Source organism: Stutzerimonas urumqiensis, from assembly GCF_003640395.1.
Lineage (GTDB): Bacteria > Pseudomonadota > Gammaproteobacteria > Pseudomonadales > Pseudomonadaceae > Stutzerimonas > Stutzerimonas urumqiensis.
This window is the reverse complement of record NZ_RBZQ01000001.1, coordinates 659,593-686,206: the sequence shown is the minus strand read 5'-3', so window position 1 is coordinate 686,206 and position 26,614 is coordinate 659,593. Positions and strand designations below refer to the sequence as shown.

The window sequence follows — 26,614 nt, the reverse complement described above, 5'->3', positions numbered from 1 at the left end:
CTACTCCGGGATGAAATCGCCGGGAATTATCTCGCCCTCGGTGGCGATATGCACGTCCCGGCCGACCATCAGGCCGGTCTTCAGCTCGCCCTGCAGGCTGTAGCGAATGGGACGGTCCGGCTTCTCCAGCAGGCGCACGACGTATTTCATGTGCCGCCAGAGGTTGGTATCGACCGGCACCTCGAGGCGTTCGGTGCCGTGGGCCGGCACGGTCAGCCAGAGGCGCGTCTCCCCGGACGCCAGCTCGATGTCGTTCAGGCGCACACGGTAATCGAGGCCACGGACCGGCAGGCTGTGTTCGTTCGGGTTGCGAATGCGGAAGTGCAGCACGAACTCCTGCTTGAGCAGCCGTGCCTTGATCAGTTCGACGTGTGTCAGTTGGACCTGCGGATTCTTGAAGTCACCAGAGAACCAGGTCGAGCAGCCAGCCAGGCTGGTCAGCAGACCCAGGAACAACACTGTTTTGGCTATTGTTATCGTGCGCACCCGAGAAGACATCCGGTACTCCTAAAGACGGCCCAGTGTAGCAAGCGGCCAGCGTGCCGCAACGGGGTGTCATGGCTAAAACCACTCGGTCATACTGCGCACCCAGCATGACGATCCGATGAGCATCCGTTCCCTTGCAGGAGTTCCGTCGATGAGCCGCTACGAAATCGCCTTTTCCGGGGACCTGATGCCCGGCGCGCAGCCCGAGCAGGTCCGGGCGAACCTTGCGCGTCTGTTCCAGGCCGACGCCCAGCGCATTGCGTTGCTCTTCTCGGGACGTCGGATCGTGATCAAGCAGAACCTCGATGAAGCCGCCGCCGAAAAGTACCGCGTGACGCTGGAGCGTGCGGGCGCGCGCGTCGAGGTGTGCGACATGGACGCCATCGAAGAAATCGAGCTGGCGCCGCCGCCCGCCGAGCCAGTCGCCCCGGCGACGTCGGTCGCTGCCGTCGGGCGACTGCGTGTCGCGCCGCGCGACGAATACATGGCCGCCTTCATCGACGTGGACGCACCGGACTTCGGCATCGCTCCGGTCGGTGCCGATCTGCAGGACGCGCGCCCCGCTCCGCACGCGCCAGCACTCGACCTGACCCACCTCAGCGTCGCCCCGGTGGGCAGCGACCTCGGCCCGCAAAAACAGGCAGACGCCGCACCCGCGCCAGACACCTCCCACCTGCGCCTGGCGGACTGACCGTCCGGCGAACTCCCTGCCTGGGGCGGGTTCCAAAATCACAAGCCCACACGCCTGTGCCTCATGGACCTCGTCATCGCCCGCCCCGAAGGCCTCTACTGCCCGCCTGGCGACTTCTACATCGATCCGTGGAAGCCCGTCGACCGTGCCGTCATCACCCATGCCCACGGCGACCACGCCCGCTGGGGCATGAACCACTACCTCGCCGCGGCCGACAGCGAAGGCATCCTGCGTACCCGCATCGCACAGGACATGCCGCTGCAAACCCTCACCTACGGCGAGACGCTGGAGCACAACGGCGTGCGCCTGAGCTTTCACCCGGCCGGACACGTGCTCGGTTCGGCGCAGTTGCGCATCGAGCACCAGGGCGAGGTCTGGGTCGCGTCGGGCGATTACAAGGTCGAGCCGGACGCCACCTGCACGCCTTTCGAGCCGGTGCATTGTCACACCTTCATCACCGAATCGACCTTCGGCCTGCCGATCTACCGCTGGCCGGCCCAGCGCCAGGTCTTTACCGAGATCAACGACTGGTGGCGCGCCAACGCCGCCGCCGGCCGCACCAGCGTGCTGTTCTGCTATGCCTTCGGCAAGGCGCAACGGATTCTCCACGGGCTCGACGCCGCGATCGGCCCGATCCTCGTCCACGGCGCGGTCGAGCCGCTCAACCGCGTCTACCGCGAGGCCGGCATCGCGCTACCGGAAACGCTCTACGCCGGCGACATCAAGAAAGGCGATCCGCGCCTGAAGCAGGCGATCGTCCTAGCGCCGCCCTCGGCCGGTGGCAGCACCTGGGTACGCCGCTTCGGTGACTTTTCCGACGGCTTCGCCAGCGGCTGGATGATGCTGCGCGGCACCCGCCGCCGGCGTGGCGTCGACCGCGGCTTCGTGCTGTCCGATCACGCCGATTGGCCCGGTCTGCTCTGGGCCATCGAACAGACCGGCGCCGAGCGGGTGATGGTGACGCACGGCTCGGTTGCGGTGCTGGTGCGCTACCTGCGTGAACGGGGACTGGATGCCCAGGCGTTCGAGACCGAGTACGGCGAGGAGGACGACACCCCCGCCCAGGAGGCTGGATGAACGCGCCGTCCCTCGCCACCGCCCCGGCACTCGGGAGGCCCGCATGAAGGCTTTCGCCGAGCTCTATGCCCGCCTCGATGCGACCACCTCGAGCAACGCCAAGCTCGCGGCCATGCGCGACTATTTCCGCGATACGCCGGCCGAAGACGCCGCCTGGGCGGTGTACTTCCTGGCCGGCGGCCGGCCGCGCCAGCTGGTGCCGGCGCGCCTGCTGCGCGAGACCGCGGTGCGCGCCTCGGGCCTGCCGGACTGGCTGTTCGAAGAGAGCTACCAGGCGGTCGGCGACCTGGCCGAAACCATCTCGCTGCTGCTGCCCGAGGCGGAACATCAGGACCAGGACGGCCTCGCCGTCTGGATGGAAGACAAGCTGCTGCCCCTGCGCGGCCTGCCACCCGAGGAACTGGCCGAGCGCCTGCCGCGGCTCTGGGCGCAACTGGATCGGCGCAGCCAGATGGTGTGCATCAAGCTGATCACCGGCGCCTTCCGGGTCGGTGTGTCCAAGTTGCTGGTGACCCGTGCGCTCGCAGCACTGGCCGAGATCGACCCCAAGCGAGTTGCCCAGCGGCTGGTCGGCTACACCGACCTGTCGCACCGGCCAAGCGCCGACGGCTATCGGGCGCTGATCGCCGAGGAGTCGGCCGACGAACATGCGCAGCGCGGCGGCCAGCCCTACCCCTTCTTCCTTGCCCATGCGCTGCAAGCGCCGGTCGAGGAGTTCAATACGCTCCTCGGCCCGCCCGAGAACTGGCTGGTGGAATGGAAGTGGGACGGCATTCGCGCCCAGCTGGTCAAGCGCGACGGGCAGATCTGGGTCTGGTCGCGCGGCGAGGAACTGGTCAGCGAACGCTTTCCCGAACTCTGCGAATTGGCCGGCTGTTTACCCGACGGCACGGTGATCGATGGCGAGATCGTGGTCTGGCGGTTCGACGAGTCACCCGCGCAAGGCGAGGCGTTCGAGCAGTCCGGCGAAGCCGCGCCGCAGCGCAGTGGCGTGCAGCCGTTCGCCCTGCTACAGCAGCGCATCGGCCGCAAGAACCTCACGGCCAAGGTCCTGGAACAGGCGCCGGTCGCCGTGCTCGCCTATGACCTGCTCGAGTGGCAAGGCGAGGACTGGCGCCAGCAGCCGCTTCATGCGCGCCGGGCACGGCTGGAACAGGTGGTGCACGACTGCCCCAATCCGCGGCTGATGGTTTCACCCACGATCGAGGGGCTGGACTGGGCCTCGCTCGCGCGGGAGCGCGAAGCGTCTCGCGCACGTGGCGTGGAAGGCATGATGATCAAGGCCCGCGAGGCCCAGTACGGCGTCGGGCGCACCAAGGACGTGGGCGTCTGGTGGAAGTGGAAGATTGATCCGTACTCAATCGACGCCGTGCTCATCTATGCCCAGCGTGGGCATGGCCGCCGGGCGAGCCTGTACACCGACTTCACCTTCGCCGTCTGGGACGGCGAGCCGGGTGAGCCGAACCGCAGCCTGGTGCCCTTCGCCAAGGCCTATTCGGGGCTCACCGACGAAGAAATGCGCCGGGTCGACGCCATCGTCCGCCGCACCACAGTCGAGAAATTCGGCCCCGTGCGCAGCGTGACGCCAACGCTGGTGTTCGAGCTCGGCTTCGAAGGCATCGCCGCCAGTAGCCGCCATAAAAGCGGCATCGCCGTGCGCTTCCCGCGCATGCTGCGCTGGCGACACGACAAACCGATCGAAGAAGCCGACACGCTGGCCACGTTGCAGGACCTATTGGGATGACGCCATCCCGCCAGCCCGTGACAAAGCGAGGCCCCATAGGCGGCGCTGCGTGCTGTTGTCTGTGCATCGTATCCCCAGCCCCGATTTCTCCTGCTCCTGTAGGAGCCAGCTTGCTGGCGAAAAACCCACCCCCGCCGGAAGCCCTTCGCCAGCAAGCTGGCTCCTACAAAAGCGGCGTCAACCCGCGGACCAACAGCGGTGCCAGTCCGCGGACCAACAGCGGCGTCAGCCTACCGACCAGCAGCGGTGCCAGCCCGTCGGCCAAAAGCGTCATGAGCCCGTCGACCAAACGAGTTGTCAGCCCGTCGTTCAAGAGCGTCGTCGGTCCGCCCGCCGGCGGACGCGGAGCGCCAAGCGGCCGGCGGGTGCGGTGTCAGGTCGCCAACCCTCTTCCCTGGATTCGAAGCCACGATGAACCCGCCGAGCCGAACCGCTAGACAAACGCCCGAGCCGGCCGGGCTCGGAGAGCGCTGGTTCGCCGACAAGGCGTGGCAGCCCTTTCCCTTTCAGCGCGAGGTCTGGCAGGCGATTGCGACCGGTGAGTCCGGCCTGTTGCACGCCACCACCGGCGCCGGCAAGACGTACGCCGTCTGGCTCGGCGCGCTGGCCCGCTTCGCCGACGGTGGCACGGCCAGCAAGCCGGCGCCGCTCACGGTGTTGTGGATCACGCCGATGCGGGCGCTCGCCGCGGACACGGCGCGCGCGTTGCAAGCGCCGCTGGACGAACTCGGCATCCACTGGAGCCTCGGCCTGCGAACCGGCGACACCGACAGCGCCGAGCGCGCGCGCCAGAGCCGCCGGCTGCCGAGCGTGCTGGTCACGACGCCAGAGAGCCTGACCCTGCTGCTGACCCGTGCCGATGCGCGCGAAGCCTTCGCCGGGCTGCGCATGCTGGTGGTCGATGAATGGCACGAGCTGCTCGGCAACAAGCGCGGCGCCCAGCTGCAACTGGCCCTGGCCCGCCTGCGTCGCTGGCACCCGGGGCTGGTCGCCTGGGGCCTGTCGGCAACGCTCGGCAATCAGCCGCACGCGCTCGAGGTACTGGTCTATCCGGGCCACGGCCGGCTGGTGCAGGGCAAGGTGCCGAAGGATCTGCGCATCGACACGCTGCTGCCCGCGGCGATCGATCGGTTTCCGTGGGCCGGGCATCTCGGGCTGAAAATGCTGCCGCAGGTTGTCGCCGAGATCGATTCGGCGGCGACGTCGCTGGTGTTCACCAACACGCGATCCCAGTCGGAGCTGTGGTACCAGGCCATCCTGGAGGCGCGGCCGGATTGGGCCGGGCTCATTGCGCTGCACCACGGATCGCTGGCGCGCGAGGTGCGCGACTGGGTCGAACTTGGGCTAAAGAAGGGCCAGCTCAAGGCCGTGGTCTGCACGTCCAGCCTCGATCTCGGCGTGGACTTCCTGCCGGTCGAGCGCGTGCTGCAGGTCGGCTCGCCCAAGGGTGTCGCACGCCTGATGCAGCGCGCCGGTCGCTCCGGCCACGCGCCCGGCCGCCCGTCGCGGGTGACGCTGGTACCGACGCACAGCCTCGAACTGGTCGAAGCGGCCGCCGCACAGCGTGCCGTTGCCGAGCAACGCATCGAGGCGCGCAGCGCGCCGGACAAACCGCTCGATGTCCTTGTCCAGCATCTGGTCAGCATGGCGCTCGGTGGCGGCTTCAAGCCTGATGACCTGCTCGAGGAGGTTCGCCAGTGCTGGTCTTACCGGGATCTGCATGACGATGAATGGGCCTGGGCGCTGGCGTTCGTCCGTCATGGCGGCCATTCGCTGACCGCCTACCCCGACTACCAGCGCGTCGAGCCGGACGAACAAGGCCTGTGGCGCGTACCCAGCCGGCGCATCGCGCAGCGCCACCGGATGAGCATCGGCACCATCGTCAGCGATGCCGCGCTGCATGTGCGGTACTGGACCAAGGGCGGCGCCGGCGGCTCGCTCGGCTCGGTCGAGGAAGGCTTCATCGCACGGCTGCGACCGGGCGACTGCTTCCTGTTCGCCGGTCGCCTGCTGGAGCTGGTGCGCGTCGAGAACATGACCACCTACGTGCGACGGGCAACCGGCCGCAAGGCCGCCGTGCCACGCTGGAACGGCGGCCGCATGCCGCTGTCCAGCGAGCTGGCCGATGCCGTGGTCGAGCAACTGGGCGAGGCGTCGCGCGGGCATTTCGACACGCCGGAAATGCAGCTCGCGCGCCCGCTGCTGGAGGTGCAGATGCGCTGGTCGGCGCTGCCCACCGAGACCACCTTGCTGGCCGAGACGCACAAGTCGCGGGAAGGCTGGCACCTGTTCCTCTATCCCTTCGCCGGCCGTCATGTGCACCTCGGGCTCGCCAGCCTGCTGGCCTGGCGCATGGCCAGGCGCGCACCGGTCACCTTCTCGATCGCGGTGAACGACTATGGCCTAGAACTGCTGAGCGCCACCGAGGTGGACTGGTCAGCGGCGCTCGGTCCGACGCTGTTCAGCCCCGACGACCTGCTGCACGACGTGCTCGGCAGTCTGAACGCGGGCGAGCTGGCGCGGCGCCGCTTTCGCGAGATCGCGCGGATCGCCGGGCTGGTATTTTCGGGCTATCCCGGTGCGCAAAAGAGCGCCCGCCAGTTGCAGGCGTCGAGTGGGCTGTTCTTCGACGTGTTCCGCCAGTACGACCCGGACAACCTGCTGCTCACCCAGGCGCAGGAGGAAGTCCTGCGTCAGGAGCTCGACGTCGATCGCCTCGCGCGAACCCTGCAGCGCTTGCAGGCGCGCCGGCTCGATCTGCAAGCGGTCGCGCGACCGACGCCATTGGCCTTCCCCCTGTTGGTCGAACGCTTCCGCGAAAGCCTGAGCTCCGAAAAACTCGCCGACCGGATCGCACGCATGCTGCGCGATCTGGAAAAGGCCGCCGGCCCCGGTGGCGCGCCGTCGGACGCGCCGGTGCTGGTCGAGCAAGAACCGGCCAAGCGACCGCGAACGCCGAGGGCTCGCAAGGACGGCCGCCCGCGCGTGAAGAAAAAGGCCAGCGAGGGCTGACGGCGCACGGCCTCGCGCGTCGCCGAGCCGGAGCGGCTGTTCGCGGCTCAGGCTCGGCGTTCGCCTGGATCAGACGGCGTCGTCGCCCGACGCCGGCAACTCGCCGATCAGCTCGCCCAGCTCCCGCGCGGCCTCGCGCAGCAGCGGTTCGAAGCGACAGAGTTCATCCAGGCTCTTGCGCACCGTGGGCGCGTGGGTGAACAGGCAGGCGAACAGGCGGCCGTCCTGGTCCTTCACCGGCACCGAGCAGGCGACCATGCCATCGACGAACTCCTCGTCGTCGATGCCCAGCTCCGTCTCGCGGATGCGTGCCAGCGAGCGCTCCAGCGCCTCGGGCTCGGTGAGGGTCCGGCGGGAGAGTTTCTGCATCGGCAGGTTGGCGAGAATCTGCTCGCGGCGCGCCTTGGGGAAGCTGCTCAGGTACAGCTTGCCGCTGGCGGTGCACCAGATCGGCACATGGGCGCCGACCGGCAGGTGGATCTGCAACGGCCAGCTGCTCTGCACGCGGTCGTAATAGACCATGTCCAGCCCATCGGGAATGGCGATGCCGCAGGTTTCGTCGATCTCGGCCGCCAACCGGCGCAGGATGGCCTGGCGTACCGCCTTGTGGCGGCCGGTGTAGAGCACGCCCATCGCCATGCGGTGCAGCCGCTCGCCGGGCACCAGCCCTCCGCGCATGTTGACCTGCAGGTAGCCGTCGGCCTGCAACTGTTGCAGCAGGCGGTGCAGACTCGGCTTGGGAATGTCGAGCAGGAACGCCAGCTCGGCCGCGGATGGCGACCGCTCGGCGGAAGCCACTGCCTCGACGATCTCCAGCACCCGCGAGATCGACGACCCCTTGCTGCGCCGCACCGCTTTCTCCGTCATCTGGCTGCCCTTGCATGAATGGAGCGCCATTGTGGCCCAGACCTGCCCGACCTGCATCGGCGGGACCGTACCGACGCGTGGTTGGGGTCGACGCGCCTGGCGGCTATCCTGAAGGGCATCGCCGGATCGGAACCCAACCATGTCGCCTCTTCCTCGCCTCGCCCCCGCCGCCCTGCTCGCCCTGCTGACGGCCTGCAGCTCCAACCCGCCGTCCAGCGTTGCGTTGAGCGACGACAGTCGCTGTCCGCTCGATCTGACGATCGGCCAGACGCTGATCGTCAGCCTGCCGAGCAACCCGGCCAGCGGCTTCCGCTGGGTCGTGCTCGACGCGGCGCCCGAGGTCCTGGTGCCGCTCGGCCCGGAGGTATTCACCACGCCGGATGAGGAGGCGCTGATCGCCGGTGACGGCATCTCGACCTGGCGCTTCGACGCCACCCAGCTCGGCGAGGCGCACCTGCACCTTGCCTACCAGCGCCCGTGGGAGGCGGAACCCACGCCGACCGACGCCTTCGATTGCCGCATCAGGGTGCAGTGACGCGGGCTTGGCTGACCGGAAGGGTTCGCTACAATGCGCGCCTTTCCAGCCGCAGCCCGCCGCCGTGACCGATCCAGACCGCCTTTTTGCCGCGCCGCTCGCGCAGGTGCCCGACTTCGTCTTCAACGAGGACGTCGTCCGGGTCTTCCCGGACATGATCAAGCGCTCCGTGCCGGGCTACCCGACGATCGTCGAGAACATCGGCGTGCTCGCCGCCCGCTTCGCGCAGCCCAACACCTGCCTGTACGACCTGGGCGCCTCGCTCGGCGCCGTCACCCAGGCGCTGCGTCGCCACGTAAAGACCGATGGCTGCCGGGTGATCGCGGCCGACAACTCGACGGCAATGGTCGAGCGCTGCCGTGAATACCTGCATGCGCAGGACGCGATGTTCCAGGAGCTGCTGCCGGTCGAGGTGGTCGAGGCCGATATTCTCGCCCTGCCCCTGCAACCGGCCTCGGTGGTGGCGCTCAATTTCACGCTGCAATTCGTCCCGCCGCAGGAGCGGCCGACGCTGCTGGCGCGGATTCGCCAGTCGCTGTGCCCCGGCGGCGCGTTGATCCTGTCCGAGAAGCTGCGCTTCGATGACGACGACGAACAGGCCCTGCTGACCGACCTGCACATCGCGTTCAAGCGCGCCAATGGCTACTCGGAGCTGGAAATTGCGCAGAAGCGCAGCGCCATCGAGAACGTGATGAAGCCCGACAGCCTGGAAACGCACCGCCAGCGCCTGCTCGACGCCGGCTTCAGCCGCGTGGTGCCCTGGTTCCAGTGCCTGAATTTCGCCTCGCTGATCGCCCTGCCATGAATCTCGACCTCACCGCCCTGGCGTGGAAAGCCGCCGGTACGCCGCTGGCCGCCTGGGCCAACGGCCTGCAAGCCCAGTTCGAGGCCAAGTTCGCCATCGGTCACGGCGACCTGCCGCGTTGGCAGCGGGCCGTCGCCGCGCTGCCGGACCTTGCCCCCGCTGACTATGACATTCGCAACGCCGTGCGCCTGCTCGGCGACGCCGATCCGGCCGCCACGCGCGAGGCGCTGATGGGGCTGAGCCCGTGGCGCAAGGGACCGTTCGAGGTGTTCGGCGTGCATGTCGACACCGAATGGCGGTCGGACTGGAAGTGGACGCGCGTGGCGCCGCACCTCGATCTCGGTGGCAAGCGGGTCCTCGATGTCGGTTGCGGCAACGGCTATTACATGTGGCGCATGCTCGGTGCCGGCGCCGACAGCGTCATCGGGGTCGATCCGAACTGGCTGTTCTTCTGCCAGTTCCATGCGATCAAGCGCTACCTGCCGCAACTGCCCGCCTGGCACCTGCCGTTCGCCCTCGAAGAGCTGCCGCCGCGACTCGAAGGCTTCGACACGGTGTTTTCGATGGGCGTGCTCTACCACCGCCGATCTCCGGTCGATCATCTGCTGGACCTCAAGGACTGCCTCGTCCGCGGCGGCGAGCTGGTGCTCGAGACGCTGGTGGTCGAGGGCGACGAGCACACCGCGCTGGTCCCGGAAGATCGCTACGCCCAGATGCGCAACGTCTGGTTCCTGCCCTCGGTCGAGGCGCTGGCCCTGTGGCTGCGGCGTGCCGGCTTCACCGACGTGCGCTGCGTCGATGTCTCGGTGACCGGTATCGATGAGCAGCGCAGCACCGACTGGATGCGCTACCAGTCGCTGCCGGATTTCCTCGATCCGAACGATCACACCCGAACGATCGAAGGCCTGCCGGCGCCGCGTCGCGCCGTGATGCTTGCCCGCAAACCCTGACCCGCCCCGCCGCCTCAGCGTGGCTTGCCACTGCTGCGCCGCATCTGGGCAACGGCCTGCCGTAGCGGACGCTCGGCGAGCGCGCGTAACCGGGAACGGTCGAGGTCACGCACGGCCAGCTCGCAATCCTCCAATTGCAGCAGGCGACGATAGAGCCGGCGCTGGCGCCAGGCCCTGAGCCAGTCGATCAGGTAGTACTGCAAATCGAGCGGCCACATGGCCGGCATGTACACGTCGGGAAACCGTGGCTCGTGCTGTTCTCTCGCGCTTTCGTTTCGCTCGCTCATCGTGTGCCTCCGCTCGTCTGGGCGGGAGCAGCGTCCCGCGACAAGCTCACGATGAGCGGCCATCAGTCCTTCAGACAAACGACTAAGATCGAACCCTCCGTTCAGCAAAACTGAAGGATCGCCCCATGAAGCCATCCACCCCGCCCACCAGCCCGGTCCCCGCTTCACCCCCGCTGCTTGAGAGCGATGTGCTGCGCACCTTCGTGGTCATCGCCGAGACCGGCAGCTTCACGCGCGCGGCCGAGCGCATCTTTCGCACCACGTCCGCCGTCAGCATGCAGATCAAGCGGCTCGAAGAGACCCTCGGCCAGCCGCTGTTCCTGCGCCAGGCGCGCGCCGTCAGCCTGACGCCCGCCGGCGAAACCCTGCTCGGTTACGCGCGGCGGCTGCTCAAGCTGAACCAGGAGGCCGTCGGCCACTTCATCGCGCCGCGGCTGTCCGGCCGGGTGCGCTTCGGCACGCCGGGCGACATCGGCGCGCAGATCCTGCCGGAGTTGCTGGCGGCCTTCGCCCGTAGCCATCCGGCCATCGAGGTGGATGTCCAGGTCGGACCGAGCCTGGAGATGCTGCACCGGATCGATACCGGCGAACTGGACCTTTGCCTGATCAGCGTCGGCAGCGCCGGGGAAGACGACCCGCGCGGCGAAACCATCCACAGCGAACCGCTGGTGTGGGCCGGGCGCAGCGGCGGGCTGGCGGTCGAGCGAAATCCGCTGCCGCTGGCATTGGCGAGCCAGACCTGTTGCTGGCGACGCCAGGCCCTCGACGCGCTCGATCGCGCCGGGCTGACGTACCGCATCGCCTATTCCAGCGAGCAGTACGCCGGTCAGGAGGCAGCGATGGTGGCCGACCTCGCCATCGCGCCCTTCCCGCTGAGCCTGGTCCGGCCACCGCTGGCCCGGCTCGATCATGGCTTGCCATCGCTCGGCTACCACCAGGTCAAGCTGGTGCGCGGCGAGGGTCGCAGCGAGCCGGCCGAAGCGCTGGCCGAGCAGGTCATCGCGGCCTTCGAGCGCTGGCGCCGGGACAGGGGAATGAGTCACGACGGTTACCCGCCGGCACGGATTCAGGCGCCGGAATCCGCCGCCTGGCGATAGGGCAACGCCTGGCGCGCCTGCTCGGCGTAGGCCAGCACGCCACGGCGTTCGTGCGCGAGGAATTCGGCCACTGCCTGACGCAGGCCCGGATGCGCCAGGTAATGCCAGGAGCGGGTGATCTCCGGCTCGAAGCCGCGGATCAGCTTGTGCTCGCCCTGCGCGCCCGCATCGAACGCCTCCAGCCCTTCGCCAATGGCGTACTCGAGGCCCTGGTAGAAGCAGGTCTCGAAGTGCAACCGGTCGAACTCGGCCAGGCAGCCCCAGTAGCGGCCGTATAGCGTCCCGCCGCCGACCAGGCTGAAAGCCATCGCCACCGGTCGCCCGTGCTGACATGCGATCACCACGCGGATCGCCTCGGGCATGCGTTCGGCCAGCAGGCTGAAGAAGCCGCGCGCGAGATAGGGCGACTGCCCGCGCACGGCATAGGTCGTGGCGTAGCAGGCGTGGACGAAGTCCCAGCCGGCTTCGTCCAGTTCGTCCCCGCGATGCCAACGGAAGTCGATGCCCTGCCCCGCCACCTGCTCACGCTCCTTGCGCATCTGCTTGCGCTTGCGCGAGGTGAGCGCGTCGAGAAAATCCTGGAAGTCGCGATAACCCCGGTTGCGCCAATGAAACTGGCAGCCGATCCGCTCCAGCCAGCCGTCACGCCCAGCCATCAGGGCATCCGCCGCCGGGTCGGTGAAATTGAGGTGCAGGCCGGATTCGCCCCGCTCGTCCAGCCCTGCCGTCACCGCCTCCAGCAGATCGCCGATCGCGGTGCGGTCGCCGAGCAGCCGTGGCCCGGTGACCGGCGTGAAGGGCACGCCGCCGAGCAGTTTGGGGTAGTAATCGATGCCGGCACGCGCGCAGGCGTCGGCCCAGGCCCAGTCGAATACGTACTCACCATAGGAGTGCTGCTTGCGGTAGAGCGGCAAGGCCGCACGTTCGCGCCCCTGATCGTCGGTCAGCAGGCGATGGGCCGGCTGCCAGCCGGTACCCGGCCCGACGCTGCCGCTGTCTTCGAGGGCGCAGAGAAAGGCATGGCGCAGGAACGGCTGCGGATCGTCGACCAGCGCGTCCCAGCGATGGGCGTCAAGGTCGGCGAGACGGGAGAGGGTCAGGATCGGCATGCGCGCCAGTGTGGCCCGTGCGATGGACGAAAAAAAGCCCCGCAAGGCGGGGCTTAAGGAGCATCAGATGGAGCGAAACCTTAGAACACGTACTGAGCGCGGAAGACCATGCCGTCGCCGTCGTCGTCGCCGGCAGCGTTTTCCTGGTTGTCGACCGCAGTCTTGACGTACACGCCGCTGAGCTTGACCGCCTCGTTGACGTACCAGTTCAGGCCCAGGTTGTGCACCTTGCCCTCGACGTCGTTGGTGGCGACGATGCCGACGGTGTCATCTTCAGCTTCGATGTGGTCGTAGCGGTAGAAGACTTCCCACGCGCCGATCTGCTTGTTCTGCGGCTTGATCGAATCGAAGCGGCCCAGCTTGTAGGTGCGTGCTTCACCGGTGAGGGTGTAGGCGACCTGGCCGTAGTAACCGGTGGCTTCGATGTCTTCGTAGGCAGCGTCATCGGCCTGCAGGTCACGCTTGATGTACTCGCCCTGTACCGACAGCGGGCCCATCGCCCAGGCAGCTTCCACGCCGAAGGCCTTGTCTTCGCCGTAGGAACCGGCCGGCAGGCCGCTGTCGCCGGCGAGCAGCAGGCGGTTGCCTTCATCACCCGCATCGTTACCGCCCGCGGTGCTCACGCCACGCATGCCCAGACGGCTGCGGATACGGGTGTCGACGGCGGTGTCGTCCAGATCACGCTGGGCGAAGTTCAGACCCAGGTGCAGCACGTTGCCCGACTCATGCATCGGAGCGAACACACCGCGCAGGTTGAACTGCTTGACGCTGTTGCCGTCCTCGTCGTTCTGGTCCTTGGCATGCAGGCCAGCCGATGCGTAGAGGGAGTCACCGGCAGTGCCGTTGACCTGGATGCCGAGGCCATTCTGGTGGCCGTTGGCCCAGTCGATCAGGTCATAGGCCGCGTTACGCTCCTGGGCGGTCACCCACTTGGAGCTGGTGGCCTTCTCCAGACCGAAGTCAGGGTCGAAGCGGCCCATCTTGATGTTGATCGGATCGAAGCCGGTATAGGTGATGGAGGCTTCGTCCCAGTAGCCGTCTTCGGAGCTGCCGGCGTTGTGGGCGAAGTCGTAGCTGAACTTGTATTCCCAGTCGCTGTACGCAACGCCCGAGATTTCCAGGAAGGCGCGACGGAAGTAGGCGGCATCAGCAGCGTCGCCGCTGTCGGTGTAGAAGCCGTCGAAGGTGCTGTAGTCAGCCTGCAGACGGCCGCCGATCTTGAATGCGAACTCCTTGTCCGCCGTTGCCACTTCCAGACCACCCTTGGTCTTGATAACGATGTCAGCGCCGTCGGTGGTGACGGTGCCGGCGAAAGCCTGGGCCGATACGGCCAGTGCCAGGGCGCTGGCGGCGAAACCGGCGAAGTGCTTACGAATCATCGAAAATTCCCCTTAATGTCAAAGCGTTGGTCAACACACGAGATGGGCTCTGGGTGTTGGGGGGAATCTTGGCGGCGGGTTATTTCAGGCGAGTTGCCATCACGTAAAGCTTTTGTGACAACGGAACTTCATCTGCTCACGCCGAAAGCCGCGAGCTAGAGCGGTAGGCACCGAACCGCGAAACGGCCTTGTCGGTCGAGCGGAGCGCCAACAAAAAAGCCCGGAGAGGTGTCCGGGCTTCTTCATCGCACTCGCGATCAGCGCTTGCGCAGGATCACGCTGCCGATGGAGTAACCGGCGCCGAACGAGCTCAGCACGCCGAGGCTGCCCGCCGGCAGGTCGTCCTGATGCTTGTGGAAGGCAATCACCGAGCCGGCCGAGCTGGTGTTGGCGTAGGTGTCGAGGATCACCGGGGCTTCATCCGGCGTGGCTTCGCGACCGAGCAGCTTGCGAGCGATCAGCAGGTTCATGTTCAGGTTGGCCTGGTGCAGCCAGAAGCGTTTTACCTCCGCCACCTCGAGGTCGTTCTCGGCCAGGTGTTCGCCGATCAGCTCGGCGACCATCGGACAGACGTCGCGGAACACTTTGCGGCCTTCCTGCACGAACAGCTTGTCCGGTTTGGTCATCTGCTCTTCGGCAGCGCGGTTGAGGAAACCGAAGTTGTTGCGGATGTTGTTGGAGAACTCGGTCAGCAGCTTGGTGCCGACCACCTGCCACTGGTGTGCCGAGGTGGCCTGATCGGCGCGCTCGACAATCACCGCGGTGCAGGCATCGCCGAAGATGAAGTGGCTGTCGCGGTCGCGGAAATTCAGGTGTCCCGAGCAGATTTCCGGGTTGACCATCAGGATCGCCCGCGCCTGGCCGAGCTGTACGGCGTTGACCGCGTTCTGGATGCCGAAGGTGGCTGACGAACAGGCCACGTTCATGTCGAAGCCAAAGCCCTTGATGCCGAGCGCGGCCTGCACTTCGATCGCCACCGCCGGGTAGGCCCGCTGCAGGTTCGAGCAGGCCACGATCACGCCGTCGATGTCCGCCGGCGTGCGACCGGCGCGGGCCAGCGCCTCGTTGGCGGCCTTGATCGACATCTCGCACAGGATGCCCCACTCGTCATTGCTGCGTTCCGGGATGCGCGGAACCATGCGCTCGGGATCAAGAATGCCGTCCTTGTCGATCACGTAGCGGCTCTTGATGCCCGACGCCTTCTCGATGAACGCCACGCTGGATTCGGCCAGCGGCTGGACATCGCCCGCCTCGATCGCGGCGGCGTGCTGTTCGTTGAAGCGATGCACGTAGGTATTGAAGGAGGCCACCAGCTCTTCGTTGGAGATGCTGTTGGGCGGAGTGAAAAGGCCGGTGCCGCTAATGACGACGTCGTACACAGTCGTTCCTCTTTTAAGTCGGGGCTGATCTCTGGGCGGGGCTCGCCACGGGCACAATCGCCGAAAGCCCGCCGTGCGCCCGTTTGCCGGCTATTGTGCACGAAAAACCGCGATCGCCCCCAGCCCCGCGGCGTTATCGGGCCGATAGCCATCGTCGCTTTTCGCCGATGCCCGCCTCGCCGCGCAGGCGCCCGGATCGGCTATGCTGCGCGCCCCGCACAGGACACTCGCCCATGAAAGACTCGCTCAGCGCCTTCATTCGCCTGCTGAGTTCCGGCTGCCTGCAGGAGCCGGAAATCGAACGCATCGCCGACGAGGCCGCCCAGGCCTATGCCGACCCGGATGCCTTCCTCGCTGCCAACCCGGACATCAACTACGACGACAGCTTCCCCATCCCGCTCGGCGAGTGGGTGGTGATCGGCAGCCTGCCGGACACCGTGCTGTTCCAGGCGGACGACTACCAGACGCTGTTCGAGCAGGTCGTCGCCTCGTTCGGACCGGACGTGCCCTTCGTGCTCAAGGCCAAGCAACTCGCTCGCACCGAACCGCTGAAGGCGCTCAACCGCATCCAGGTCCAGCTCTCGAGTCTGTACCCGGAAAAAGGTGGCTACGTGCTGGTCGACCTCAGCGAGCCGCTGGACGATGAACTCCAGGCGGTGCTGGTCTATCGCTGCGACCTGGAGGCGATGCTGGCGTTGGCCGTCGAGGTCGGTATCTATGCGGCGCCCAGCTACGAAAGCCTGCGCGCCGCGCTGGAGGAATGACGTCGGCGCAGGGGCTCGAGCAAGGCGTTGAGCCCGTTGTGGTCGATTTCATGCATCAGCGCCAGCAGGCGCCCGAGTTCCCCCTTGGGGAAGCCTTCGCGGGCGAACCAGCCGAGGTAATGGCCCGGCAGATCGGCCAGCAGTCGGCCCTTGTACTTGCCGTATGGCATCGCCAGGGTGACCAGGCGTTCGAGGTCTTGCGGGTTCATGGGACAGCTCCCGGACGGCGAGCGGCGCATGGTGCCATAGCCATGCGCCGACGCCGATACCGGTCAGCGCGCGCTCACGGCCTGCCCGAGGAACGCCAAATACCGAACGCTTCGCCAACTGCCCGACGGTCATTGGCATGGGCATGGCATGCTCCCTGTCTTCGGTCCGCGGAAAACCGGACCTGACGTAACCTGAGAATCAAGCGCGGCGAACGGCGCGCCTCGTGCAGCCACGCGGGTCACCGGCCGATAAACATCGGACGACCGACAACGCCGCCGGACATTCGCGGTCATACAGCCATCCCCACCACAGGAGGCATCCCTTGACCATCGAGCATCTGCACATCAGCGGCATATCCACGCCGGTTTCGCGCATCGGCCTGGGCACCTGGGCGATTGGCGGCCGTCTCTGGGGCGGCAGCGACGATTCGAGCTCCGAAGCGACCATTCGCTCGGCGATCGATCGGGGCATCAACCTCATCGACACGGCGCCGGTATACGGCTACGGCCACTCCGAAGAGATCATCGGAAAGGCGCTAGCCGGCATCCGGGATCAGGTCGTCATCGCCACCAAGGTCGGGCTGGAATGGCCCGAACAGCGCCCGCGCCGCAATGCCAGCCGCGCGCGCATCCGCGAGGAAATCGAAGCATCGCTGCGTCGCCTGCGCACCGATCGGATCGATCTCTACCAGGTCCACTGGCCCGACCCGCTCACCCCCATCGAAGAAACCGCCCGCGAACTCGAGGCGCTGCGCCGGGAAGGTAAGATTCTCGCGATCGGCGTTAGCAACCATTCGTGCGAGCAGATGGATGCGTTCCGTGCCGTCGCGCCGCTGGCGGCAGTCCAGCCGCCGTACAACCTGTTCGAGCGGGCGATCGACGCCGACGTGCTGCCCTACGCCCGCGAGCACGGCCTGACCGTCCTGGCCTATGGCGCCTTGTGCCGCGGGCTGCTGTCCGGGCGGATGAGCGCCGAGCGAGCGTTCCAGGGAGACGACCTGCGCCAGAAGGACCCGAAGTTCCAGCAACCGCGCTTCGGCCAGTACCTCTCGGCCGTCGACGCCCTGACAGCGCTGGCGCGCGATCGGCACGGCAAATCGATGCTGGCCCTGGCGATCCGCTGGGTACTGGATCGCGGCCCGACCATCGCCCTCTGGGGTGCGCGCAAGCCGGAGCAGCTCGAAGGGATCGACGACGCCTTCGGCTGGCGGCTCAGCGAGCAGGATCTCGCCGACATCGACCGGCTGCTGGTCGAGCATGTCACCGACCCGATCGGTCCGGAATTCATGGCGCCGCCGGCGCGCACGACCTGAAGCCAAGCGAAGCGCCGGCTATGGCGTCGATAGAAAGAAAACGCACCGCCACCCGCCCGTGGCGGTCGTAGATTGAGTGCCTGATTTCGATGCTGCCGACAGGAGCCGCCATGACCACTCAGACCCAACGCCCGCCGATGACACCGCAGGAAGAACTGGAATTGCAGGAATTCGCCACCCAGGTATTCGACCTCGCCCGGCACGGCAACGACGACATGCTCGCCGCCCTGCTCGGCCAGGGCCTGCCACCGAACCTGCGCAACCAGAAGGGCGACACCCTGCTCATGCTCGCCAGCTACCACGGCCACCTCGACACCTGTCGCATGCTGCTCGAACGCGGCGCCGACCCGAACATCGCCAACGACGCCGGGCAGACGCCCCTCGCCGGCACCGGCTTCAAAGGCAATACGGCGATGGCCGCCCTGCTGCTCGAGCACGGGGCGGATGTCGACGCCAGCGGGCCGGATGGCAAGACGGCCCTGATGATGGCGGCCATGTTCGACCGCACCGAGATCGTCGAGCTGTTGCTGCGCCACGGCGCCGACCCGGCCCGTGCCGACGCCAATGGCGTCACCCCGTTGACGGCGGCCCAAACCATGGGCGCCCAGCACACGCCCGGCCAGTTGGCGGCTGCACTTGGCGCATGACCCCGACGGGCCATTGGCCCGTCATGTTTCGCCCGTACCCTTTCGGCGAATCCGGCTGCGTCGGGGGTCGGGTCGTCCCGCTCTTGCGCCGCAGCCGGTCGCCGCATCCATGGCGAAACGGTTGTCAGCCACCGACGCGGCTATCGCCCGCATGGGCTCGCCGGGCAGGCGCCTCGGCGCTGGCATCCCGATTCGAACCATGAATAATCGTCCGCCCTTTTACGCCCCAAGATCGAGGCAGCCTTACCGATGACTTCACCTCTCGCCCAGCGCCTCTCTCCCCGCGCCATCGTCCTGATCGAACTGGCCCTGGCGATGGGCGGCTTCGCCATCGGCACTGGCGAGTTCGCGATCATGGGGCTGATGCCGAACGTGGCCAGTGGATTGGGCATCAGTGAGCCACAGGTCGGGCATGTGATCAGCAGCTATGCGCTGGGCGTGGTGGTCGGCGCGCCGGTGCTGGCGATCCTCGGTGCTCGGCTGTTCCGGCGCCACCTGTTGCTGTGGCTGATGGGCTTTTTCGCCCTCGGCAACTTCGCCAGCGCGCTGGCGCCGGGCTATGGCTCGCTGATGCTGTTCCGCTTCATCGCCGGCCTGCCGCATGGCGCCTACTTCGGCGTGGCGATGCTGGTGGCCGCCTCGATGGTCGCGCCCGATCAGCGGGCCAAGGCCGTGGCGCGTGTACTCGCCGGGTTGACGGTGGCCATGCTGATCGGCAACCCCTTGGCGACCTGGCTTGGACAGTGGCTGAGCTGGCGCTGGGCGTTCGCGCTGGTCGGCGCCATCGCGCTGCTGACCGTGGCATTGGTCGCGCTGTTCCTGCCGCTCGACCGCAGCGAGCCACGCCAGGCGCCGATGGATGAAATCCGCGCGTTCAATCGGCCGCAGGTCTGGCTGTCATTGCTGATCGGCTCGATCGGTTTCGCCGGCATGTTCTGCGTCTTCGCCTACCTGGCGCCAACCCTGCTGGAGGTGACGAAGGTCGCGCCGCACTACATTCCCTTCGCCCTCGCAGCGTTCGGCCTGGGCGGCATCGTCGGCAACCTGGCCGGCGGCTGGCTGTTCGATCGGCTGCAATTCCGTGCGGTGGCCTGGCTGCTGATGTGGAGCACGCTGGTGCTGCTGGTGTTTCCGCTGGCGGCCGGGTCGATCTGGACGGTGATTCCGTCGGTGTTCGCCGTCGGCACCATGGTGTCCCTGTCGCCAGCCCTGCAAACCCGGCTGATGGACGTTGCCACGGGCGCACAGACCCTGGCGGCGGCTTCCAACCATGCGGCCTTCAACATCGCCAACGCACTCGGCCCCTGGCTGGGCGGGCTGGCGATCAGCGCCGGCCTGGGCTGGACCTCGACCGGCTACATCGGCGCCGCGACCGCCGTCTGCGGGCTGCTGGTGTTCGCCTGGTCATGGCGCCTGGAACGCCGTGCCGCACCGCAGCGCGCGGCAACGGCGGCCTGACTTCAGAGCGCGTTCGGACAGGGACGCCCGCTACGCAGGCAGGCGAGGTTATCCAGCGTCGTCTCGCTGATCTCGCGCAGCGCCTCCACCGTGAAGAAGCCCTGGTGACCGGTCACCAGCACATTAGGGAAGGTCATCAGCCGCTGGAAGACATCGTCATCGATGATTTCGCCGGAACGATCGCGGAAGAACAGCTCGGCCTCCTGCTCGTAGACATCGATCGCCAGAGCGCCCAGCTGGCGCGTCTTCAGCGCCTCGATCACGGCGCCGGTATCGATCAGTGCGCCGCGCGACGTATTGACCAGCATGGCGCCGGTTTTCATCAGGCCCAGGCTGCGCGCATCGATGAGGTGACGGGTCTGTTCGGTGAGCGGGCAATGCAGCGACACGATGTCGGCTGTCGCCAGCAATTCATCCAGCGCCACCTCGCGTCCCAGCTCGACGAAACCGGGCGGCACAACGGGATCGTGACCGAGCACCTGGCAGCCGAAGCCGCGCAGGATTCTCGCCGTAGCGAGGCCTATTCTGCCGAGCCCGATGACACCGGCCGTCTTGCCATGCAGGGTACTGCCCAGCAGCCCTTCGAGTCGGAAGTTGCCCTCTCGCACCCGGTTGAAGGCCCGGTGCGTCTTGCGGTTGAGCGTCAGGATCAGCGCCAGCGTGTGCTCGGCTACCGCCTCGGGTGAGTACGCCGGCACGCGGGCAATGGCGATGCCGAGCCGGCGGGCCGCGTCCGGATCGACATTATTGAAGCCGGCGCACCGCAGCAGCACGGCGCGCACACCCGACTTCACCAGCGCCTGCAGGACGGTCTCGTCGACCACATCGTTGACGAACACGCAGACCGCCTCGTAACCCTCGGCGAGCGCAGCGGTGCGGGCGTCAAGGGCCGCTTCCTGGTAATCGATCAGGAAGCGCTCGGCAGGTGGTCGCGCGGCGTTGGCTTCGTCGAGGAACCGCCGGTCATACGGCTGAGTGCTGAAGACGATTGTCCGCATACCCACCTCCAAGCCCGGCGATCAGTGGCTACCGAGCGTGCGTCCGGCCAGCTCGATGCCGGTGCCATCGTTGTTCATGTTGATGGGCAGGCGCACGTCCACCAGCACCCGCCCCTCCCGGTTGGCGAAGTTGACGCTTCCGCCGAAGCTCTCGCTCAGCGCCTTGACGATCGGCAGGCCCAGCCCCCAGCCCTTGGTGTCGCTGCGGGTCGAGATGAAGTACGGGGTGGCCAGGTTCTCCAGCACCTCCTCCGGTAGCTGGCCAACGTTGCTGACCTGGATGCCCACGGTGTCGCCGTCGACCCACTGGCGGATGTCGATCGGCTCGCCTGGGGCGCCGTGCTTGGCGGCATTGATGACCAGGTTGTCGAAGATGCGCAGGAAGCTCTGCTTGTCCCAGAACACCTGGCGATCGGCGGGCTCGGCTTCCAGCCGCAGCGGGTTGCCGACCTGATAACGCAGGTTGTCCAGCGCCTGGTCCAGCAGCGCGCGCAGCGAAAGCGACTCGCCACGCAGCTTGAGGCCACCACCGAGGCTCATGTGCGAGATGTCCAGCACATTGCTGATCATCTGCTCGATGCGCTGCAAATTCCCTTCGAGCACCTTGATCAGGTCATCGGTACGCCGGCTGGGATTGCGCCGCATGAGGTTGGCCACCATCGTCGCCGACGACAGCGGCGAGCGCAGGTCATGGTTCAGCGAACGCATGAAGCGCTCGAGCATGATCTTTTCCGTGCGCAAGGTTTCGCTGCGCGCGATGGCGACGTTGCGCTGCTGCTCGATGCGCTCCATGCGGTTGTTGGCCTTGAGCAGCAGCGAAATGGTCGCCAGCACTTCGTCCGGGTTGATCGGGTGCGTCAGGTAAGCCTGGGCGCCCTGGTTCAGGCCGGTGGCCTTGTCCTTTCCCGAGACGAAGGTCGCCGAGATGTTGATGACCGCCGGCATGCGCTCGCCGGCCAGCTTGTCGCGCATCGCCTGCACCAGCTCGAAACCGCTCATGTCGGGCAGGTTGATGTCGACGATCACCAGGTCGACCGTCTCGTCGATCAACGCCAGCCCGTCGGCGCCGCAGCCGGCTTCGAGCACGTCGTAGCGCGATTCGCCCGCGATGATCTTCCTCAGCACGTACCGGTTGGCATCCATGTCGTCGATGATGACGATGCGCCGCTTAGCCTTCATGCGCATGACTCCATACGAGGCGCTCGATGGCCTCTATCAACGCCTCGCTGTAATCGGGGCGGGACTTATCAAGGATGGCGTGGCACATCGGCGCCAGCCGCTCACGGTCGCTTTCGCCAAGCGCCTTGGCCGTATTGACGATCACCCGCTGGTGCATCGCCCAGTCCATGCTTTCGAGCAGGTCTTCGCCGCTGATGTCCGGCAGGTCGAGGTCGAGCAGGATGACGTCCGGGCGCACCGCATGCAGCTTGTCGATGCTGGCGCGCGCAGTGTCCGCCTCGATCAGCACCACGTCGAACGGCTGAAGCGCCCGGCCGACGAGATAGCGATCGGCCGCGTTGTCGTCGATGACCAGCACGGTGGTGCCCTTCAGGCCGGCGCGGGCTGACGGCACTTCCTGATGCTCGAACGCGCACGGCAACCGGACGAAGAACCGGCTGCCCTTGCCGAGCGTGCTGCTGAGCGACAGGTCGCCCTTGAGCAGGCCGGCCAGTCGCTTGGCCAGCGGCAAGCCGAGGCCGGTGCCCTCGATATGCGTCAGGCCCGGCGAACGAATGCGGCAGAACTCTTCGAACACCTGTGCCTGATGTTCCTCGGCAATGCCGATGCCGGTGTCCTCGACGAGAAACTCGACGCAGTGCTCGTCGGTCTGGAACACCCGCACGTTCACCTCACCCTGGGGCGTGTACTTGATCGCATTGCTGATCAGGTTGCGGAGAATCTGGAACAGCCGGTTGCGGTCCGTGTTCATCGGCAGGTCACGGTCCGGCAGGTGAACCTGGCAGTCGACCTTCGGGTAGCGGGTCGAGAGCGCCGAGCCGAACTGGCGCAGCTGCAACATGAAGTCGACCAGTCCGAACGCGCCGGGCACCACGTCCATGCGCCCTGACTGCGCTTCGGCCAGGTCGAGCAGTTCGTTGACCAGCTGCGACAACTCGCTCACCGCATCGCTGATGAACCCGACCTGCTTGCGCTGCTCGGGATTGAGCGTGCCGTCCGCCCCGCTCTGGAGCAGCTTGGACATGTTCTCGATGATGTTGATGGGCGTGCGGAACTCGTGCGTCATGTTGGAGAAGAACCGGCTCTTGGACTCGCTCGCCTCCTGCAGGTCCTGCGCGGTCTTCTCGAGCTCCGAATAGAGCGCCACCACGCCTTTGTTGGTGCTGGCCAGCTCCAGGTTGGTCGCCTCCAGCTCCTGCTGCTTGGCCACCAGCTCGGCGTTGGTGAGCATCAGCTCCTCGCCCTGCACCTGGATTTCGCGGAACGGATCGACTGTGCCCTCGTGAGCCAGCGCATCCTGGAAGGCGCGCACGCTGGCGTCGCTCGGGGCTGGACGCGGCGGATGCACTCGCTTGGCGGCACTGATACGCGTACCCGCCGGGCCGGTGTCGATCTCGAAGCTGTCCATTAGCCGATGCGCGCCGCGCAAGCCGACACCCATGCCGGTCGCCGAGACGTAGCTGCCGTCGAGAATGGCGTCGATCTGCGCGATGCCCGGCCCCTTGTCGCGGGCCTCGAAGCCCATCGCCACCAACTGGCCGCGCTCGTCCAGCTCGAGCTGGAACTGAAAGCTGCCGGTTCCGGCGTACTGGTAGATGTTGCGCGCCAGTTCGGACACCGAGGTCGCCACCCGAATCTGTTCCAGGCGACTCATGCCCAGCCACTCGGCGATGCGTTTGGCGCACTGCCGGCAGGCGACGACATCGACTTCCTCGCGGATCGTCACCGAGGTTAGCGGACGTCGACTATTCACCCTTCACCACCACGACCGTCGCGTCGTCGTTCAGCCGCCGGAAATCGCGATGCACCTGGGCGGCGATGATCGCCGGGCTGCGACGAAACAGACCTGGATAGCCGTTCAGGTCCCACTTGGTGCCGATGCCGTCGGAGCTCATCACCAGCACCGTGGCCGGGTCCCACGGGTAGGTGAATGTCTGCACCCGGCCGATCTTGTAGCCCACCGTGCCATTGGCCGACACCATGCTGCGCGAGCGCTCGGCGAGCAGCACGCCGGCGATGTTGCCGATGCCGCAGAACTCGACCTGCCCCCGCGCCGGCTGGATCTCGGCGAAGGCGACGGCGCCGCCGCGCGTGTCGGCCAAGGCACGGTGCAGGCGCTCCATCAGCGTCGGCAAGGGGATCGAGCTGTCGTGATCGAGAAACAGGCTGCGCGCACGCTGGCTCGCCTCATGCGCGGCATGCCCGTGGCCGAGGCCGTCGCACACCATGATGCGGTTGCCGAGCACCGCCCAGGCATCGCCGCACAGCGTTTCACCGGGATACGGCGTCGAGACGGCGCCCACCTTCAGGCCCGCCGCGCTTGGCGGCTCGATGTCGAAATGCGCATGGACCAGCGTGCCCTGGCCCGGCTGCGAGTAGATATCGAAGGCATCGGACATGCGCCGGATGGCACCGAGCCCCGCGCCCATGGTGCCGGCGGTCGAATAGCTGTCGCTCAGGCACTGCGCGATGTTGGCCATTCCCGGCCCCTTGTCGACGGCGACCAGGTCGAGACCGTGCCGGTCCAGCGACAGCAGCACGCTGCCGCCACCGGCATGGAGCACCAGATTGCGCGCCAGCTCCTGGGTGACGACCGTGATACGCCCGAGCCACTGCTCGTCGGCCCGTACCCGCTCGGCCAGGCGGACCGCGGCCCGGCGCGCCGCATCGACATGCGCCGGGTCGCTCACCTCGATCATTTGCTGATGCTGATCGGGCATCAGCGCCACTTCCATAACTCCACGGTCGTCCCCTCGCCCGGTGCGCTGCGGATGGAAAAGTCATCGACCAGCCGCCGCGCACCGCTCAGGCCCAGCCCCAGGCCGTTGCCTGAGGTGTAGCCATCGACCATCGCCTTGTCGAGGTCCTCGATGCCGGCGCCGTGATCGATGATCACCAGGTGAACCGCCGATCGCCCGTCACGTTGAGTCCCGGTCAACCGCGCTTCGCCGCCACCGCCATAGATCAGCGCGTTACGCGCGATCTCGCTGGCGGCCGTGACGATCTTGGTCTGCGAGACCAGGCCCAGGCGCGCCTGTTCGGCGACCTTGCGGACCTGTTGCCGGATGACGACGATGTCAGTCTCCTGCTTCAGCGGAAAGGTCTGGGTCGTCCCCACGCTCGCACTCCAGGCTCAGGTCTTCATCGACGTTGCGTTCCAGCCAGCGCATGCCTTTTTCGACATTCAGTGCGGTGGCGATGCCTTCCAGGGAAAGACCCAGCTCTACCAGGGTGATGGCCACGGCCGGCTGCATGCCGACCACGATGACCTTGGCGTCGAGAATCTGCGACACGTTGGCGATGTGCGCGAGCATCCGGCCAATGAAGGAGTCGACGATCTCCAGCGAGGAAATGTCGATCAGCACGCCCTTGGCCCGGTGCTTGACGATCTGCTGCGTGAGGTCCTCCTGCAGGTCCAGCGCGAGCTGGTCGTGCATGTCCACCTGAATGCTCAGCAGCAGGTAGCGCCCCATCTTCAGAATGGGAATCCGATCAACCATCGCAGGCTCCTCAACGCGGCTTGTTGGCTACCAGACGCACATCCTGCTCCCTGAGAGCAAGGCGGAAGGCGTCGGCCAGCGACGACTTGGTGACCACGTCGCCGAGCTCCACCCCGAGGTGCACGATGGTCGCGGCGATCTGCGGGCGGATGCCACTGATGATGCACTTGGCGCCCATCAGCTTGGCCGCCGTGACGGTCTTGAGCAGGTGCTGGGCGACCATGGTGTCGACGGTCGGCACGCCGGTGATGTCGATGATGGCGATGTCCGACTCGGTCTCGACGATCTTCTGCAGCAACGCCTCCATGACGATCTGCGTGCGATTGCTGTCCAGCGAACCGATCAACGGAATCGCCAGGATGCCCTGCCACAGCTCCACGACCGGCGTGGACAACTCCAGCATGCTCTCCTGCTGCTCGCGGATGACCGTCTCGCGGGTGCTGACGAAGGATTCGAAGCTATAGAGGCCGAGCTTGTCGATCAGGCGGCTGATTTCGCCGATGCAGACGAGCGGCTGGTCGGTGTGGCGCTGGGCGTAGCTGAACAGCACTTCCTTGAGCGAGAACACGAAGGTCGCCGTTTCCGACGGGGAAAAGCCCTGCCGGCTCTGGGTCTGCGACAGACGCTGGAGCAGCGCTTTGACCGGCTTCCAATACTCGGCGTCGAGGTCGGCCGTGCCTTGCGAAGCCGCGGTGATGAAGACGCGCAGCAGGTCGCGAGAATTGGCCTGTACGGTCTGCTCGTCGATCAGATCGGCACGGATGCCCGCCTGGCGCTGGGCGGCGACCCAGTCCTGCAGAATCGCAGCCTCGTGCTTTTGCAGCAGGTCGGTAAGAACGGATGAAGACATGAACCACTCCTTAGTGCGGGGCCGCGTCCGGCGGCGGGCGTCGGTCTCGATCGGCAGACGATGAAGGCGACCGGCGAGGGGAATTTCTTCAGAAATATCAATGAGCCAGCATGACCGGCGGGTGAGCCTAAGGCCAGAGGATGGACTTGCACCGTAGCGGAGGTTCCTGAATGACCTGTTTGAGACCTGCATCACACAAACCGGTTCAATTGACCGTTTGATCAAAAGGGTTAAACCGGGCCTGACCGACGGAACGTTCTCGGCCGATCAGGGTCGAC

At 66.8% G+C, this 26,614-nt stretch carries 25 protein-coding genes and 1 pseudogene; 12 read left to right on the top strand and 14 right to left on the bottom strand.

Going from position 1 to position 26,614, the window contains the following annotated elements; genetic code table 11:
• Positions 1-498, bottom strand: a complete 498-nt coding sequence (locus D7325_RS03455) for an LEA/WHy family protein (protein WP_162987993.1) — start codon at positions 496-498, stop codon at positions 1-3.
• A 139-nt stretch (positions 499-637) separates the two neighbouring features.
• Here D7325_RS03455 and D7325_RS03450 point away from each other — a divergent pair, with 139 nt between their 5' ends.
• The 4 genes from D7325_RS03450 (at position 638) to D7325_RS03435 (ending at position 7,010) form a co-directional block, all read left to right on the top strand.
• Positions 638-1,177 carry a hypothetical protein gene (locus D7325_RS03450; RefSeq protein ID WP_120994062.1) on the top strand — a complete coding sequence of 180 codons (540 nt, stop codon included), beginning with the start codon at positions 638-640 and terminating at the stop codon, positions 1,175-1,177.
• Positions 1,178-1,240: 63 nt separating this feature from the next.
• Complete coding sequence (locus D7325_RS03445; protein ID WP_120994060.1) at positions 1,241-2,254, top strand: ligase-associated DNA damage response exonuclease; 1,014 nt, start codon at positions 1,241-1,243, stop codon at positions 2,252-2,254.
• Positions 2,255-2,297: 43 nt separating this feature from the next.
• Positions 2,298-3,998, top strand: a complete 1,701-nt coding sequence (locus D7325_RS03440) for an ATP-dependent DNA ligase (RefSeq protein WP_120994058.1) — start codon at positions 2,298-2,300, stop codon at positions 3,996-3,998.
• Between the two features lie 411 nt (positions 3,999-4,409).
• Positions 4,410-7,010 carry a ligase-associated DNA damage response DEXH box helicase gene (locus D7325_RS03435; RefSeq protein WP_120994056.1) on the top strand — a complete coding sequence of 867 codons (2,601 nt, stop codon included), beginning with the start codon at positions 4,410-4,412 and terminating at the stop codon, positions 7,008-7,010.
• 69 nt (positions 7,011-7,079) lie between these two features.
• Here the strand turns inward: D7325_RS03435 and D7325_RS03430 are convergent, their stop codons facing one another.
• Entirely contained in the window at positions 7,080-7,877 is a 798-nt protein-coding gene (locus D7325_RS03430) for an IclR family transcriptional regulator (RefSeq protein ID WP_120994138.1), read from the bottom strand.
• Positions 7,878-8,016: 139 nt separating this feature from the next.
• On the opposite strand from D7325_RS03430, the gene D7325_RS03425 reads away from it, so the two are divergent.
• The 3 genes from D7325_RS03425 (at position 8,017) to cmoB (ending at position 10,167) form a co-directional block, all read left to right on the top strand.
• Positions 8,017-8,412, top strand: coding sequence for a protease inhibitor I42 family protein (locus D7325_RS03425; RefSeq protein WP_120994054.1), 396 nt, complete (start codon positions 8,017-8,019; stop codon positions 8,410-8,412).
• Positions 8,413-8,476: 64 nt separating this feature from the next.
• Entirely contained in the window at positions 8,477-9,217 is a 741-nt protein-coding gene (cmoA, locus tag D7325_RS03420) for a carboxy-S-adenosyl-L-methionine synthase CmoA (protein WP_120994053.1), read from the top strand.
• Positions 9,214-10,167, top strand: coding sequence for a tRNA 5-methoxyuridine(34)/uridine 5-oxyacetic acid(34) synthase CmoB (gene cmoB / locus D7325_RS03415; RefSeq protein WP_120994051.1), 954 nt, complete (start codon positions 9,214-9,216; stop codon positions 10,165-10,167). The genes cmoA and cmoB overlap by 4 nt, the downstream gene beginning before the upstream one ends.
• 14 nt (positions 10,168-10,181) lie before the next feature.
• On the opposite strand, the gene D7325_RS03410 is transcribed toward cmoB, so the two are convergent.
• Positions 10,182-10,454: a hypothetical protein gene (locus tag D7325_RS03410; protein WP_245961994.1), complete on the bottom strand. Its 273-nt coding sequence runs from the start codon at positions 10,452-10,454 to the stop codon at positions 10,182-10,184.
• Positions 10,455-10,579: 125 nt separating this feature from the next.
• Here D7325_RS03410 and D7325_RS03405 point away from each other — a divergent pair, with 125 nt between their 5' ends.
• On the top strand, positions 10,580-11,551 hold the full coding sequence (locus tag D7325_RS03405) for a LysR substrate-binding domain-containing protein (protein WP_120994049.1): 972 nt from the start codon (positions 10,580-10,582) through the stop codon (positions 11,549-11,551).
• Here the strand turns inward: D7325_RS03405 and D7325_RS03400 are convergent.
• The 3 genes from D7325_RS03400 to D7325_RS03390 form a co-directional block, all read right to left on the bottom strand.
• The gene (locus tag D7325_RS03400) at positions 11,521-12,660 is read right to left on the bottom strand and encodes a GNAT family N-acetyltransferase (protein ID WP_120994047.1); all 1,140 of its coding nucleotides are present in this window, start codon (positions 12,658-12,660) and stop codon (positions 11,521-11,523) included. The genes D7325_RS03405 and D7325_RS03400 overlap by 31 nt on opposite strands.
• Positions 12,661-12,740: 80 nt before the next feature.
• Positions 12,741-14,039, bottom strand: coding sequence for an OprO/OprP family phosphate-selective porin (locus D7325_RS03395; protein WP_120994045.1), 1,299 nt, complete (start codon positions 14,037-14,039; stop codon positions 12,741-12,743).
• Positions 14,040-14,296: 257 nt separating this feature from the next.
• Positions 14,297-15,418: a beta-ketoacyl-ACP synthase III gene (locus D7325_RS03390; RefSeq protein WP_120994043.1), complete on the bottom strand. Its 1,122-nt coding sequence runs from the start codon at positions 15,416-15,418 to the stop codon at positions 14,297-14,299.
• 233 nt (positions 15,419-15,651) lie between these two features.
• On the opposite strand from D7325_RS03390, the gene D7325_RS03385 reads away from it, so the two are divergent.
• On the top strand, positions 15,652-16,182 hold the full coding sequence (locus D7325_RS03385; RefSeq protein ID WP_120994041.1) for a hypothetical protein: 531 nt from the start codon (positions 15,652-15,654) through the stop codon (positions 16,180-16,182).
• On the opposite strand, the gene D7325_RS03380 is transcribed toward D7325_RS03385, so the two are convergent.
• Positions 16,149-16,391 carry a DUF3820 family protein gene (locus D7325_RS03380; RefSeq protein ID WP_120994039.1) on the bottom strand — a complete coding sequence of 81 codons (243 nt, stop codon included), beginning with the start codon at positions 16,389-16,391 and terminating at the stop codon, positions 16,149-16,151. The genes D7325_RS03385 and D7325_RS03380 overlap by 34 nt on opposite strands.
• Positions 16,392-16,714: 323 nt before the next feature.
• Here D7325_RS03380 and D7325_RS03375 point away from each other — a divergent pair, with 323 nt between their 5' ends.
• The 3 genes from D7325_RS03375 (at position 16,715) to D7325_RS03365 (ending at position 19,809) form a co-directional block, all read left to right on the top strand.
• Entirely contained in the window at positions 16,715-17,704 is a 990-nt protein-coding gene (locus tag D7325_RS03375) for an aldo/keto reductase (protein ID WP_120994038.1), read from the top strand.
• Between the two features lie 110 nt (positions 17,705-17,814).
• Positions 17,815-18,351 carry an ankyrin repeat domain-containing protein gene (locus D7325_RS03370; protein WP_120994036.1) on the top strand — a complete coding sequence of 179 codons (537 nt, stop codon included), beginning with the start codon at positions 17,815-17,817 and terminating at the stop codon, positions 18,349-18,351.
• A gap of 249 nt (positions 18,352-18,600) precedes the next feature.
• Complete coding sequence (locus tag D7325_RS03365; RefSeq protein ID WP_120994034.1) at positions 18,601-19,809, top strand: MFS transporter; 1,209 nt, start codon at positions 18,601-18,603, stop codon at positions 19,807-19,809.
• Positions 19,810-19,811: 2 nt separating this feature from the next.
• Here D7325_RS03365 and D7325_RS03360 read toward each other — a convergent pair whose 3' ends face one another.
• The 7 genes and pseudogenes from D7325_RS03360 to D7325_RS03330 form a co-directional block, all read right to left on the bottom strand.
• On the bottom strand, positions 19,812-20,807 hold the full coding sequence (locus tag D7325_RS03360) for a 2-hydroxyacid dehydrogenase (RefSeq protein ID WP_120994033.1): 996 nt from the start codon (positions 20,805-20,807) through the stop codon (positions 19,812-19,814).
• Positions 20,808-20,828: 21 nt separating this feature from the next.
• Entirely contained in the window at positions 20,829-21,986 is a 1,158-nt protein-coding gene (locus D7325_RS03355) for a hybrid sensor histidine kinase/response regulator (protein WP_120994031.1), read from the bottom strand.
• Positions 21,976-23,739: an ATP-binding response regulator gene (locus D7325_RS03350; protein ID WP_120994029.1), complete on the bottom strand. Its 1,764-nt coding sequence runs from the start codon at positions 23,737-23,739 to the stop codon at positions 21,976-21,978. The genes D7325_RS03355 and D7325_RS03350 overlap by 11 nt, the downstream gene beginning before the upstream one ends.
• Positions 23,732-24,706: a SpoIIE family protein phosphatase gene (locus D7325_RS03345; RefSeq protein WP_120994135.1), complete on the bottom strand. Its 975-nt coding sequence runs from the start codon at positions 24,704-24,706 to the stop codon at positions 23,732-23,734. The genes D7325_RS03350 and D7325_RS03345 overlap by 8 nt, the downstream gene beginning before the upstream one ends.
• A complete protein-coding gene (locus D7325_RS03340; protein ID WP_177431771.1) occupies positions 24,706-25,104 on the bottom strand; it encodes an ATP-binding protein in 399 nt (132 codons plus the stop codon). The genes D7325_RS03345 and D7325_RS03340 overlap by 1 nt, the downstream gene beginning before the upstream one ends.
• Before the next feature lie 25 nt (positions 25,105-25,129).
• Positions 25,130-25,486 (bottom strand): annotated as a pseudogene (locus tag D7325_RS03335) (STAS domain-containing protein); the annotation flags it as partial.
• A 10-nt stretch (positions 25,487-25,496) separates the two neighbouring features.
• Positions 25,497-26,336: an STAS domain-containing protein gene (locus tag D7325_RS03330; RefSeq protein ID WP_120994025.1), complete on the bottom strand. Its 840-nt coding sequence runs from the start codon at positions 26,334-26,336 to the stop codon at positions 25,497-25,499.
• Positions 26,337-26,614: the final 278 nt, after the last annotated feature.

Coding starts and splice junctions, on each gene's coding strand:
- D7325_RS03455 (WP_162987993.1), bottom strand. CDS start 498: ATGTCTTCTCGGGTGCGCACGATAACAATAGCCAAAACAGTGTTGTTC.
- D7325_RS03410 (WP_245961994.1), bottom strand. CDS start 10,454: ATGAGCGAGCGAAACGAAAGCGCGAGAGAACAGCACGAGCCACGGTTT.
- cmoB (WP_120994051.1), top strand. CDS start 9,214: ATGAATCTCGACCTCACCGCCCTGGCGTGGAAAGCCGCCGGTACGCCG.
- D7325_RS03330 (WP_120994025.1), bottom strand. CDS start 26,336: ATGTCTTCATCCGTTCTTACCGACCTGCTGCAAAAGCACGAGGCTGCG.
- D7325_RS03385 (WP_120994041.1), top strand. CDS start 15,652: ATGAAAGACTCGCTCAGCGCCTTCATTCGCCTGCTGAGTTCCGGCTGC.
- D7325_RS03355 (WP_120994031.1), bottom strand. CDS start 21,986: ATGAAGGCTAAGCGGCGCATCGTCATCATCGACGACATGGATGCCAAC.
- D7325_RS03365 (WP_120994034.1), top strand. CDS start 18,601: ATGACTTCACCTCTCGCCCAGCGCCTCTCTCCCCGCGCCATCGTCCTG.
- D7325_RS03345 (WP_120994135.1), bottom strand. CDS start 24,706: ATGCCCGATCAGCATCAGCAAATGATCGAGGTGAGCGACCCGGCGCAT.
- D7325_RS03370 (WP_120994036.1), top strand. CDS start 17,815: ATGACCACTCAGACCCAACGCCCGCCGATGACACCGCAGGAAGAACTG.
- D7325_RS03425 (WP_120994054.1), top strand. CDS start 8,017: ATGTCGCCTCTTCCTCGCCTCGCCCCCGCCGCCCTGCTCGCCCTGCTG.
- D7325_RS03400 (WP_120994047.1), bottom strand. CDS start 12,660: ATGCCGATCCTGACCCTCTCCCGTCTCGCCGACCTTGACGCCCATCGC.
- D7325_RS03360 (WP_120994033.1), bottom strand. CDS start 20,807: ATGCGGACAATCGTCTTCAGCACTCAGCCGTATGACCGGCGGTTCCTC.
- D7325_RS03450 (WP_120994062.1), top strand. CDS start 638: ATGAGCCGCTACGAAATCGCCTTTTCCGGGGACCTGATGCCCGGCGCG.
- D7325_RS03430 (WP_120994138.1), bottom strand. CDS start 7,877: ATGACGGAGAAAGCGGTGCGGCGCAGCAAGGGGTCGTCGATCTCGCGG.
- D7325_RS03405 (WP_120994049.1), top strand. CDS start 10,580: ATGAAGCCATCCACCCCGCCCACCAGCCCGGTCCCCGCTTCACCCCCG.
- D7325_RS03380 (WP_120994039.1), bottom strand. CDS start 16,391: ATGAACCCGCAAGACCTCGAACGCCTGGTCACCCTGGCGATGCCATAC.
- D7325_RS03395 (WP_120994045.1), bottom strand. CDS start 14,039: ATGATTCGTAAGCACTTCGCCGGTTTCGCCGCCAGCGCCCTGGCACTG.
- D7325_RS03435 (WP_120994056.1), top strand. CDS start 4,410: ATGAACCCGCCGAGCCGAACCGCTAGACAAACGCCCGAGCCGGCCGGG.
- D7325_RS03440 (WP_120994058.1), top strand. CDS start 2,298: ATGAAGGCTTTCGCCGAGCTCTATGCCCGCCTCGATGCGACCACCTCG.
- D7325_RS03445 (WP_120994060.1), top strand. CDS start 1,241: ATGGACCTCGTCATCGCCCGCCCCGAAGGCCTCTACTGCCCGCCTGGC.